Here is an 11,642-nt window from a genome sequence, read left to right as displayed (position 1 = left end):
TCAGCGAACCGCGTCCAGCGCCTCGGGCAGCGTGAAACGCCCGGCGTACAAAGCTTTTCCGACGATCGCGCCTTCCACCCCGTCGGACACCAGCCCGGAGATGGCACGCAGATCGTCGAGAGTGGAGACACCGCCGGAGGCGATCACCGGCGCCTCGGTGGCCGCGCACACCTGCCGCAGAATGTCGAGGTTGGGCCCCTGCAGCGTGCCGTCCTTGCTCACGTCGGTGACCACGTAGCGGGCGCAGCCGTCGCGCTCCAGGCGCTCGAGCACCTCCCACAGGTCACCGCCGTCGCTGACCCAGCCACGGCCCCGCAACCGGTAGTCGCCGTCGATGATCCGCACGTCCAGCCCGACCGCGACCCGATCGCCGTATTCGGCGATGGCGCGGGCGCACCACTGCGGATCCTCGAGTGCCGCGGTACCCAGGTTGACCCGGGCGCAGCCGGTGGCCATCGCGGCCTTCAGCGAGTCGTCGTCGCGGATGCCGCCGGACAGCTCGACCTTCACATCCAGCTCACCGACGACCTCGGCGAGCAGTTCGCGGTTGGAGCCGCGCCCGAAGGCCGCGTCCAGATCCACCAGATGCACCCATTCGGCGCCCGCCTCCTGCCAGGCCAGCGCGGCATCGCGGGGCGCGCCGTAGCTGGTTTCGCTGCCGGCCTCCCCCTGAACCAGGCGCACGGCCTCACCATTGGCGACATCGACGGCGGGTAGCAGCACAAGACTCACGTGTGCAGCCTACTGGCTACCGGTTGGCGTCGCGGTGCCGGGATGGCGCAAATGGGACGCCGGTCACTGCCTGCGAGGAGGCGCATCACACGTTTGAACTGGACAACGCCGGGCAATCCGAAGACTGCGTGTGTCACTGTGCGCAGGAGGTCCGGACCGACGGTCTCCGCGTACGTACCCTGGGTCGGGGGCACGTACTGCCATCGTTGTCGACGAAGAGGATCTTCACCCATGTCGCGGATCACGTTGCGGCCCATCATGTTCGCGTTGTCGTGCGGGGCCGCAGGCGCCGCGATGCTCGTGCCCCCGACGGCAGTGGCCGCGCCCACCGACCCGATTCAGTTGGCGGCCTGCGACTTCGGGCGACAGTTCACCACCTACGACTGGGCGGGCTACGACGATTACGACCGCCGTGTGCTGGAGTTGTCCACCGGCGCGTTCCACGACCAGTTCGCCGCGTCGGCGCCCGATCGGCAGGCGCACGTGACCTCGGTGCACGTCCGCTCCGAGGCCAACTCGGTGGAATGCCGCACCGATGTGGCCGACCCCGAACATTCGCAGGTCGTGGTGACCGTGGATCGATCCGAACGTAGCGATGCCACGCTGGGCCTGCCCCGCCCCGAACGGTCCAAGCTGCGGGTGTTCCTGGACAACGTCGACGGCCGCTGGCTCGCCGGGCGGGTCGACACCCTGCCGCCGCAGACGTAGCTCTACAGCCCCTACAGCGAGCCGACCCAGTTGCGCAGCAGCTGCGCACCCGCGTCGCCGGACTTCTCCGGGTGGAACTGGGTGGCGCACAACGGCCCGTTCTCCACCGCGGCGAGGAACGGCCCGCCGTGTTCGGCCCAGATCAGCTTCGCCGGGGCGATGGTGCCGTTGTCGTCCCATTCCCACTTCTGCGCCGCGTAGGAGTGCACGAAGTAGAAGCGCGTCTCGGGATCCATCCCGGCGAACAGGACGCTGTCGGCGGGCGCCTGCACGGTGTTCCAACCCATATGCGGAAGTATCTGCGCCGGAAGCCGTTCCACCGTGCCCGGCCACTGCCCGCAGCCCTCGGACTCGACCCCGAATTCGACGCCGCGCTCGAACATGATCTGCATGCCCACACAGATGCCGAGCACCGGACGGCCGCCGGCGAGCCGGGTGCCGATGATCCGCTCCCCGCGCACCTGGGTCAGTCCGGCCATGCACGCGGCGAAGGCGCCGACACCGGGTACGACCAGGCCGTCGGCATCGAGCGCGGCCTGGGGATCGGCGGTGACGGTGACCTCCGCGCCGGTGCGGGCCAGCGCGCGCGCCGCGGAATGCAGATTGCCGGAGCCGTAGTCCAGCAGCACAACCGATTTCACAGCGTTCCCTTCGTGGACGGCACACCGGTGACCCGGGGATCCGGTTCGACGGCGGCGCGCAAAGCCCGTGCGACTGCCTTGAATTCGGCCTCGGTGATGTGGTGCTGGTCGCGGCCGTACAGCACGCGCACGTGCAGCGCGATACGGGCGTTGAGGGCGATCGATTCGAAGACGTGCCGGTTCAGCACCGTGGAATACGAGGCACCGGGACCGGCGCTGGGAATCACGGTGTGCAGCAGCCGTTCCGGCTCGCCGTCGTGGACGCAGTACGGGCGGCCGGACACGTCGACGACGGCGTGGGCGAGGGTTTCGTCCATCGGGATGTAGCAGTCGCCGAAGCGGCGGATGCCCTTCTTGTCGCCCAGCGCCTCACCGAGCGCCTGCCCGATGACGATGGCGGTGTCCTCGACCGTGTGATGGGCCTCGATCTCGATATCACCCTTGGCCTGCACGGTCAGATCGAAGCTGCCGTGCTGGCCGAAGGCGGTGAGCATGTGGTCGTAGAACGGGACGCCGGTGGAGATGTCGGTCCGGCCCGTGCCGTCGAGATTCAGCTCGACCACGATGCTGGATTCGCGGGTGGTGCGTTCCACCCGGGCGGTTCGATTCATACTCGCTTCCGTACTCATCGGGAGATCACCTCGGTGGCCACCAGCATCTCGCTCACGCGCAGGAATTCGTCGTTCTCGGCGGCCAGTCCGATGGTGGTGCGCAGATAGCCGGGAATGCCGACGTCGCGGATCAGCACGCCCTCGTTCAGATAGCGCTGCCAGGTGCGGGATGCGTCGGCGAAGTAGCCGAACAGCAGGAAGTTCGCATCCGAGGTCACCACCTCGAACCCCATCTCGCGCAACGCCGTCGCCACCCGTTCCCGCTGCGCGGCGAGTTCGGCGACACTGGCCAGAGTTTCGTCGGCGTGGCGCAGCGCGGCGCGGGCGGCGGCCTGGGTGACCACCGACAGGTGGTACGGCAGTCGCACGAGCAGCATCGCCTCGATCACCGCGGGCGCGGCCACCAGATAGCCGAGCCGCCCACCGGCGAAGGCGAAGGCCTTGCTCATGGTGCGGCTGACCACCAGCTTCGCCGGATATCGGTCGATGAGCGCGAGCGCGCTGGGCGCGGCGGAGAACTCGCCGTACGCCTCGTCGACCACCACGATGCCCGGCGCCGCCTCGAGCAGACGCTCCAGATCGGCGAGGGCGATCGAATGTCCGGTCGGGTTGTTCGGACTCGTCACGAACACCACATCGGGGCGGCGGTCGGCGATCACCGCGGCGGCGTAGTCGATGTCGAGGGAGAAGTCGCTGTTGCGCTCGGCCTCGATCCACTCGGTGTCGATGCCCTCGGAGATGATCGGGTGCATCGAATACGAGGGCACGAAGCCGAGTGCGCTGCGGCCGGGACCACCGAAGGCCTGCAGCAGCTGCTGCAGAATCTCGTTGGATCCGTTGGCCGCCCACACGTTCGCCGTCTGCACGGCGACGCCGGTCTGACGGGTCAGGTACGCGGCCAGGTCGGTGCGCAGCGCGACCGCGTCGCGATCGGGGTAGCGGTGCAGGTCGGCGGCGGCGGCGCGAATGGATTCGGCCACGTCGTCGATCAGCGCGCGGCTCGGCGGATGCGGATTCTCGTTGGTGTTCAGCTGAACCGGCACCGCCAGTTGCGGTGCGCCGTACGGGCTCTTGCCGCGCAGGTTCTCGCGCAGCGGCAGATCGTCGAGGGTCGCCGCGGCGCCCGGGATATCGGCGGTGGCGGTCATGACAGGGCCTCGAAACGCACCTGCACGGCTTGCCCGTGGGCGGGCAGATCCTCGGCGTTGGCCAGGGAGACCACGTGTCCGGCAACATCTTTCAGCGCGGCTTCGCTGTATTCGACGACATGGATACCGCGCAGGAAGGTCTGCACGCTCAGCCCCGAGGAGTGGCGCGCGCACCCGGCGGTGGGCAGCACGTGGTTCGATCCGGCGCAGTAGTCGCCGAGGCTCACCGGCGACCACGCGCCGACGAACACCGCACCCGCGCTGCGGACCCGTCCGGCGACGGCGGCCGCGTCGGCGGTCTGGATCTCGAGGTGTTCGGCGGCGTAGGCGTTGACCACCCGCAACCCCTGCTCGACATCGTCGACGAGCACGACGCCGGACTGCTTGCCGGACAGCGCCTCCGACACCCGCTGCCGGTGCTTGACCACCTCGAGCTGGGTCGTGATCGCGGCGTCGACCGCATCGGCCAGCGCCGCGCTGTCGGTGACGAGCACGCTGGCGGCGAGCACATCGTGTTCGGCCTGGGAGATCAGATCGGCGGCCACGTGCGCCGGGTCGGCGGTGGCGTCGGCGAGGATCGCGATCTCGGTGGGGCCGGCTTCGGCGTCGATGCCGACGAGGCCGCGGCACAGCCGCTTGGCGGCGGTGACATAGATGTTGCCCGGGCCGGTGATCATGTCGACGGGCGCGAGCTGCGCGCCGTCGGTGTCGGTGCCGCCGTAGGACAGCAACGCGACCGCCTGGGCGCCGCCGACGGCCCACACCTCCTCGACGCCGAGCAGTTTCGCGGCGGCGAGAATCGTCGGATGCGGCAGTCCGCCGAACTGCGCCTGCGGCGGCGAGGCCACCACCAGCGAGTCCACGCCCGCGGCCTGCGCGGGGACGACGTTCATGACGACACTGGACGGGTAGACGGCATTGCCGCCGGGCACGTAGAGACCGACGCGCTCGACCGGCACCCAGCGTTCGGTGACGGTACCGCCGGGCACCACCTCGGTGGTGGTGTCGGTGCGGCGCTGATCGGCATGCACCTTGCGGGTGCGTTCGATGGCCACCTCGAGCGCCGCGCGCACGGCCGGATCCAGCTCGGCGAGGGCTGTGTCGAGTTCGGCGGCCGGGACGCGCACGCTCGCCGGGGCGATGCCGTCGAATTTCGCGCTGAATTCCTGCGCCGCCTCGACCCCGCGATCACGGATCGCCTCCACCACCGGCCGCACATGATGCAGCACCGAGTCCACGTCCACTCCCCCGCGCGGCAGGGCCGCGCGCAGTTCGGCAGCGGAGGGCGTACGTCCGCGCAGATCCACGCGGGCGAGCTCGATGCGGCTAGTCATAGCGGTGTGAAATCCTTGTCTGTCCGGCCGGTCTGTGCTGGTCATCACATCGAAGCGAAAGCTCCGGACCGCCTACCAGCCTATCGGGTCGGCGCCAGTGGATATCCGCCGCCCGAGCCGGACGCGGCGGCACGCCCCCACCTCCGGCCGCGGCCGCGGCGACTCGTTTCGGCACCAGGCGATACGGCGGCACCGGCCCGGCCAGGATCACGTCCGGGACCTCGGCGATATGGCGGAAGGGCGGCGTGGCGAAACGGGCCTCGAGGGCGTCGGGCCCATGCCGGCGCTCCACAACCACCATGCGGGCCGGCCGCACAACACGTACGGCCCGGTCTTCGCCGACTGCCCGACGACTTCGATCAGGCGTCGATCACTTACACGGTCGAGCCCGACTCGCCGAGCGCGACCGCTCCGCGCCTACTCGCCGACTGGCCGGCCGAGACCGAAACCGCTGCGCGACAGCGGCATTCGCGGTCGGCGGTCGCTGCGGCGGATCACACGCCGTGACGGCGGCGCAGCGTGGCCACTCCCTCACCGGAGAGGTCTTCCAGGGCGACGGGGCGGCCCACTACGGCCAGCGCCAGCGCCTCGCCCGGCCCACGGACTTCCGGGCCGGTGCCGGCGGACCACTCCACGTCGGTGGCGACGAAGCGCAGGCCGCGGGTGTATTTGCGCGGGCCGGCGAACGGGTCGGGATGGCGCAGCACCGCGACCAGGCGGTCGGCGGGAATCGTGCGGGGCCGGCCGAGCGGACGGCGGATGTCCTGCTGATGCACCAGGATGTCGGCCAGGCCCAGGCTCGGCCACTTGCCGGTGATGCGCTGTCCGGAGTTCTCGAATCGCTCGATGAGCTGCGCCGGGGTGAGGTCGCGCACCCGGTCGACGAGACCGTTGTTGACCCGGTCGGTGTTCAGGCGGTAGCCGAGGGCGAAGCGGGCGTAGCCCAGCAGGGAGATCTCGTCGTAGAGCAGGTGCCCCACCACATCACGCACCCGCCACCCCGCGCACAGGGAGGGCGCCTCCCATTCGTCGTCGCTCAGATCACGCAGAAGCGTAATCAGTTCGGCCCGTTCGTCGTTCAGCAGCTGCCGAGTGCTCACGCCTCGACCCTACCGGGGGCACACCGGAGGTGACAGCTACCGCGGACGGATCGACGCCTCCGCCCGTGGGCGGAGGCACCGCGCGCGGCGGAATCAGTGGGTGTCGCTGTCGATCAGCAGCTTCCCGCTGCTGCCCACCACGACGCGGAGTTCGATCGACTTGGACTGACCGCCGTAGGTGATGCTGGCGACCGACATATCCACCGAGCCGTCGGAATTGGCGCTGCCGCCGCCGCGTGCGCCCTCGATGGTGTTGTACGCCGTGATCTGGTTCTGCTTCCAATAGGTCGCGAACGCCTGCTGGCTGCCGTACACCTGCTGCGCCGCGGGAGTGAGCAGATTCCACGCGGTGCCGGTGTTCTGGTCGACGAGGGCGTCGTAGAAGTTCTGGATGACACCGGCCGCCGAGCCGACATCCGTCTTCCCGGCGCTCTTGGTCTGTCCCACGGCCGCGACGCTCTGCGTCGAGGTACCCGCCTGCGCGGTGGCGGTCGCCGCCGGCGAATGTGCCTGCGAGCCCGGCGATTCCGTCTTGGCGCCGCCGAACATCAGATACAGCGCCGCGGCGACGATCACCAGACCGGCGGCGAAACCACCGGCGAACACCCACGGCTTCGCATTGCGGGTCGGTGCGGGCTCGGCAGCCGGGGGCACCGGATGGGAGCGGGTGGGATGCGCGGCGGCCGCGGCGGGCCGCACCGGCTGCATCTCCGGCTCGGAGAGCACCGCCGCGGTGGCCATCATCTCCGCAGTGGAGATATCCGCCTGTGCCGCACGGCGATCCAGTGTGCGGGTGGCCTGGCGGCGACCACCGCCGCGGTGGGTGGCCAGCATCCGGGTCGATTCGGCATCGGCGGCCTGATCCGCGAAATCGGCCAGCTGATCGCGCACGTCGGTCATGCTCGGCCGGTCCTCCGGCTCGAAGCTCAGCAGATCCAGCAGCAGATCGGTGAGCGGGCCGGCGTTGCGCGGCTGGCTCAGCTGACCGTTGGCCGCGGCGTACAGCAGCGCCAGCGGATTCGGATTGGTGCCGTAGGGCGGTTCCCCTTCGAGGGCATGGAAAAGCGTTGCGCCCAGGGCGAATACGTCGGCGGCCGGGCTGGGTTCCGCCCCGCGGGCGACCTCGGGAGCCAGGTAGGCGGCGGTGCCGGAGATCAGGCCGGTGGCAGTGAGGTTGACGTCACCCTTGGCCTTCGAGATACCGAAGTCGGTGATCTTCACGGTGCCGTTGTCGCCGAGCAACACGTTGCCGGGCTTGATGTCTCGGTGCACGATGCCGGCGCGATGGGCGGCCACCAGCGCCGAGGCGATCTGCTCGCCGATGCGCGCCACCTGCAGCAGCGGCAGCGTCCCCTGCGAGGACAGCACCACGGCCAGGCTCTGCGACGGCAGATATTCCATGATCAGGCAGGGATCGCCCTCGTGGTCGGTGATATCGAAGACAACGATCGCGTTGGGGTGCTGGAAGCGGGCCGCGTTGCGGGCCTCCCGAGACGCGCGCTGACGCACGATCTCTTTCTCACCCGGCGGCAGACTGGGCTGGGTGAGGATCTGCTTGATCGCGACCGACCGTTCGAGTCGTTCGTCGACGGCACGCCAGACGACGCCTGTGCCGCCGCTACCAATCCGCTCGACCAGGCGGTAATGCCCTGCGATCACTTGGCCGGTTTCGATGGCACTACTCCGAGTTTCTCCGCGATCCGTGACTTACCGCGCGCGGGGTCAGGTCCCGCGCGTGTTCCCGGACGAGTGTAGCGGGCGTGACGGGCCGCTTTGACGCCGGAGCGAGATCTGTGCCGAATATGTGTGACCACCATGCGATGCGGTCGAGATCAATCCGCTATACAGCGAGAGTATTTGTGACGAACTTCACTTGATCGCAGGGCGTGCTACTACTGATTCCGCAGGAAACGTCCGGCCGCCTCGACCGCCGGCGTCGAGCTGCCGGCATCGGCGACGAACACCGCCAGTGCCAGATCGCCGTCGATGCCGACGAACCAGCCGTGCGCGTGGGTGTCGTCGATGTATTCGGCCGTGCCCGTCTTGCCGAGCATGCCGGGAATGTCGGCGAGGCTGGTGGCCGTGCCGTTCGTAATCGTCTCGCGCATCATGGATTTCACCTGATCGAGCACCGGCGCGGGCACCGGCTCCGGCGTCCGGTCCGCGGTCCCGGGCGATCCCGCCACGATGGTGGGCGCCGGCACCGAACCGTGAGCGACGGTCGCGGCGACCAACGCCATGCCGAACGGCGACGCCGTCACCCGGCCCTGGCCGATGCCCTCCTCGACCCGCAGCGCGGAAGTGTCTGCGGTGGGCACCTTTCCGGTCACCGTGGTCATGCCGGGGGCGGTGAAATCCACACCGAGGCCGAGTTGCGCGGCCGCGCGGGTCAGCCCATCGGGCGGCAGGTTCACCGCCAGCCGTCCCATGGTGGTGTTGCAGGACCGCGCGAAAGCGGTGTGCAAGGCGACGGTGCCGAGGTCGAAGTTGTTGTCGTTGGGGATCTGCCGGCCCTCGATGTTCTCGGTGCCGGGGCAGGCGAGCATCGTGTCGGCGGTGACCTGCCCGGCTTGCAACGCGGCCGACACGGTGACCGTCTTGAAGGTCGAACCCGGCGGGTACAGCCCGGTCAGCGCGATCGGCCCCTGCGCGTCGGCGGGCGCGTTCTGCCCCACTGCGAGAACGTCACCCGTGGACGGTCTCAGCACCACCATCGCGGCCGGAGTCGGGATCGGCGCGAGCGCGGCCTCGGCGCGGCGCAGCATTCCGGTGTCGAGAGTGGTCCTGATGTCGGCGACGGGTTTCGGGTCCTGTCCGCCCACCGTGTGGACGCCGTCGGCGGTCTGCGCGCGCACGGCCCAGCCGGCCGCGGCGTCGGTACTGTGCTGCCAGAGGTCGCTCACGCCGGACAGGGCCGGCGAGGTCAGCGTCTTGTCGACGGTGAGCAGCCGGGTCTGCGGTGCCAGCGTGACGTTCGGCAGCGCGGCGAGCCGATCCTGCACCGGGGCGAGATCATCGGCCCGCAACACGATCGCGGTGACGGGTTTGCCCTGCGCCTTGTCCATGTCCTGGCGCAGGCTCGCCGCGGTGATACTCGGATCGATCGGTCCCAGTACGGCCGCAACGGCATTCGGGTCGGCGCCGGGCGCCAGTTGCACCAGGGTGACGACCTGCTGGGTCATCAATTCCGCGCCGTCACGGTCGAGCACGCGCGCGGCCGGTTGCGGGGCCACGGTGTCGTAGGACAGCGGCCCGGTCTCGAGGCCGGGCGCCACGGTGGCCGGATTCCACCGGACCTTCCACTGGTCGCCGGATTCGTCGGCGGTGCCGGTGGTGGTGTAGGTCCACTGATTTCCGGCCGTGCCGAAGGTCCAGGTGGTGGCGAGGCCGAACGTCGCGTGGTGGTCGGACCGGTCCACCGAGCGCACGTCGACGCGCACCTTCTTGCCGAGGCTGTCGAAGAGGGCGCCGAGGGTGGTCGTGGCCTGCGCCGGATCGCTGGTCACGGCGGCCGCGGCGGCGGGATCACCGTGACTCAACGCCTCGGCGAAGGTGTGCACGCTGCGGTCGAGCCGGTCGGCGGAACTGTCTCCGGAACAGGCGGCGGCAGCGAGAATCGGGGCGGCGAGCAGGGCGAACAACTTCGATCCGGTGCGCACGCGGCCGACACTACCGCCGTGCGCCGCCGCGGTGCGGTAATCGCCCGCCCCGCGCGGGCCGCCGGTCAGCGGCGCAGCCACTCCCCCGCCGCCAGTGTCGCCGCGTCCGCGTCGTCGAGTTCGATATCGAATTCGGCCGCCAGGATCTTCGGCAGATCGGCCGGCGGCAGATCGCGGCTGTGCGAGGTGCCGTCCGGATATTCGGTGATCCAGGTGGTGTTGTCGATGACGTCGTGCCGGTCCGGCCGGAATCGCTGCACGTACGGCCGGGTCACGAACGGCGAGCGCGGGAAGGTGGAGACGAAGTGGTTGCCGACCGCGTAGTCGATGCGGTACTGCGGATTCATGGTGAAGCTGTAGCGGTCGATCCAGCCGTCGCGGGCGAAGTGATGCAGCACCCACAGTTGCGAATCGAGTTCGCCGCGCGTGCGTTCCAGCCGGAATCGCCAGTCGCCGGCGCGCACCTCCCCCGCATCGGGATTCAGCTCGAGCGGGGCCAACGGCCCGGAACCGAAACCCACATCGCACAGCCATACCCGCTCGTCGTCGGCGGTGGTCACGCGCAGCAGGGCGTGCGTCGCCGGGCGGATCTCACCGCCCGCGCCCATACTCACGCGCCCGTGTAAACCGGTGACGCCGAAGCCGATCCGTTCCAGCGCGGCGGCGAACAGGCCCACGTTCTCGTAGCAGTAGCCGCCGCGGCGGGATCGGATGATCTTGTCCTGCAACGACGGAAGATCCAGCAGCACCGGACGTTTCAGCACCGGTTCGATGTTCTCGAACGGGATGGTGGTGGTGTGCGCGTACTGCAGCGCGCGCAGGGTGTCGAGGGTCGGCGCCGGCGTTCCGGTGAAGCCGATGCGGGCGAAATACGCCGGCAGATCCAGTGCCGCACCGTCCCAGTTCGAGACCGGGGCCGGGTTTTCCGTCATGAGTTCTCCTGTGTGGTCTCGCGTCCGGAGGGCGCGCAGCCGCCCGCGTGCAGGTGCGGTCTCGGTGACTGTCGTTCGCCTCATGATCAACGACAGCGTGTCCCACATCCTTCCCACTACTGCGGGGTGCGGATGTCGTCCTCGACGCGGCCCGAGCAGGCTAGGATTCGCCCATGCGTTCGATTACGGTCGCTCAGCGACGCGCGCGGCTGGCGCGGCGGCATCGGCTCGCTGTCGAATCCCGCGGTACCGATCCCGCGGATATCGCCGATTCGATGGTCGCCCTGCACGCCACCGATCCCGCGACGGTGTTCCTCGCGGTCTGCGCCCGCACGCGTGGCCTGGCTCCGGCGGACGTGGAGCACGCCCTCTACGAGGATCGGTCGCTGCTGCGGCTGCTGGCGATGCGCCGGACCATGTTCGTCGCGCCGGTCGGCATGGTTCCCGTCCTGCAGGCCGCGGTGGCCGACGCGCTCGCGATCAAGCAGCGCCGCGCCTACGGGAAGTATCTGGCCCAGGCCGTCGAGGGCGATATCGATGCCTGGCTGGCCGACGTGGCCGACGAGACCCATCGGGAACTGCTGGCCCGAGGCAGCGCGACCGGCGCGCAACTGTCGGCCGCCGTGCCCCGGCTGCGCACCCAGGTCGACACCGCACCCGGCAAGCCGTATTCGAAACCCACCAACATCACCACCTGGGTGCTGCTCATCCTCGGGTGCGACGGGCTCATCGTGCGCGGCCGTCCCAACGGCGGCTGGACCAGCAGCCAGTACACCT

At 69.7% G+C, this 11,642-nt stretch carries 11 protein-coding genes; 2 read left to right on the top strand and 9 right to left on the bottom strand.

The genetic code is table 11. The annotated features are described in order from the left end of the window. Entirely contained in the window at positions 1 to 732 is a 732-nt protein-coding gene (gene priA, locus NN2_RS11565; protein ID WP_030514642.1) for a bifunctional 1-(5-phosphoribosyl)-5-((5-phosphoribosylamino)methylideneamino)imidazole-4-carboxamide isomerase/phosphoribosylanthranilate isomerase PriA, read from the bottom strand. Between the two features lie 231 nt (positions 733 to 963). Here priA and NN2_RS11560 point away from each other — a divergent pair, with 231 nt between their 5' ends. After that, the gene (locus NN2_RS11560) at positions 964 to 1,440 is read left to right on the top strand and encodes a hypothetical protein (RefSeq protein ID WP_063012992.1); all 477 of its coding nucleotides are present in this window, start codon (positions 964 to 966) and stop codon (positions 1,438 to 1,440) included. Between the two features lie 11 nt (positions 1,441 to 1,451). Here the strand turns inward: NN2_RS11560 and hisH are convergent, their stop codons facing one another. The 8 genes from hisH to NN2_RS11520 form a co-directional block, all read right to left on the bottom strand. Beyond that, positions 1,452 to 2,081 (bottom strand): imidazole glycerol phosphate synthase subunit HisH, encoded by a 630-nt coding sequence (gene hisH, locus NN2_RS11555; protein ID WP_063012990.1) that lies wholly within the window; start codon positions 2,079 to 2,081, stop codon positions 1,452 to 1,454. Beyond that, entirely contained in the window at positions 2,078 to 2,710 is a 633-nt protein-coding gene (gene hisB / locus NN2_RS11550; RefSeq protein ID WP_030514645.1) for an imidazoleglycerol-phosphate dehydratase HisB, read from the bottom strand. Before hisB ends, hisH begins: the two co-directional genes overlap by 4 nt. Continuing rightward, complete coding sequence (locus NN2_RS11545) at positions 2,707 to 3,840, bottom strand: histidinol-phosphate transaminase (RefSeq protein ID WP_063012988.1); 1,134 nt, start codon at positions 3,838 to 3,840, stop codon at positions 2,707 to 2,709. The genes hisB and NN2_RS11545 overlap by 4 nt, the downstream gene beginning before the upstream one ends. Further along, positions 3,837 to 5,174, bottom strand: coding sequence for a histidinol dehydrogenase (hisD, locus tag NN2_RS11540; protein ID WP_030514647.1), 1,338 nt, complete (start codon positions 5,172 to 5,174; stop codon positions 3,837 to 3,839). The genes NN2_RS11545 and hisD overlap by 4 nt, the downstream gene beginning before the upstream one ends. Before the next feature lie 494 nt (positions 5,175 to 5,668). Beyond that, a complete protein-coding gene (locus tag NN2_RS11535; RefSeq protein WP_063012987.1) occupies positions 5,669 to 6,274 on the bottom strand; it encodes a maleylpyruvate isomerase family mycothiol-dependent enzyme in 606 nt (201 codons plus the stop codon). A gap of 93 nt (positions 6,275 to 6,367) precedes the next feature. Beyond that, entirely contained in the window at positions 6,368 to 7,933 is a 1,566-nt protein-coding gene (locus NN2_RS11530; RefSeq protein WP_063012985.1) for a serine/threonine-protein kinase, read from the bottom strand. 233 nt (positions 7,934 to 8,166) lie between these two features. Next, a complete protein-coding gene (locus NN2_RS11525; protein ID WP_063013071.1) occupies positions 8,167 to 9,933 on the bottom strand; it encodes a penicillin-binding transpeptidase domain-containing protein in 1,767 nt (588 codons plus the stop codon). Positions 9,934 to 9,998: 65 nt separating this feature from the next. Continuing rightward, positions 9,999 to 10,865, bottom strand: coding sequence for an arylamine N-acetyltransferase family protein (locus NN2_RS11520; protein WP_063012983.1), 867 nt, complete (start codon positions 10,863 to 10,865; stop codon positions 9,999 to 10,001). Positions 10,866 to 11,038: 173 nt separating this feature from the next. On the opposite strand from NN2_RS11520, the gene NN2_RS11515 reads away from it, so the two are divergent. Then, the coding region (locus tag NN2_RS11515) for a DNA glycosylase AlkZ-like family protein (protein ID WP_174554962.1) at positions 11,039 to 11,642 on the top strand (604 nt) is incomplete at its 3' end.

This window comes from Nocardia nova NBRC 15556 (assembly GCF_001613005.1).
GTDB lineage: Bacteria > Actinomycetota > Actinomycetes > Mycobacteriales > Mycobacteriaceae > Nocardia > Nocardia nova.
The sequence above is the reverse complement of the archived record's forward strand: the minus strand, read 5'-3'. Positions and strand labels throughout refer to the sequence as shown.

Excerpts from the sequence above, each read along its gene's own strand:
- NN2_RS11560 (WP_063012992.1), top strand. The coding sequence starts at position 964 with ATGTCGCGGATCACGTTGCGGCCCATCATGTTCGCGTTGTCGTGCGGG.
- hisB (WP_030514645.1), bottom strand. The coding sequence starts at position 2,710 with ATGAGTACGGAAGCGAGTATGAATCGAACCGCCCGGGTGGAACGCACC.
- NN2_RS11545 (WP_063012988.1), bottom strand. The coding sequence starts at position 3,840 with ATGACCGCCACCGCCGATATCCCGGGCGCCGCGGCGACCCTCGACGAT.
- hisD (WP_030514647.1), bottom strand. The coding sequence starts at position 5,174 with ATGACTAGCCGCATCGAGCTCGCCCGCGTGGATCTGCGCGGACGTACG.
- NN2_RS11520 (WP_063012983.1), bottom strand. The coding sequence starts at position 10,865 with ATGACGGAAAACCCGGCCCCGGTCTCGAACTGGGACGGTGCGGCACTG.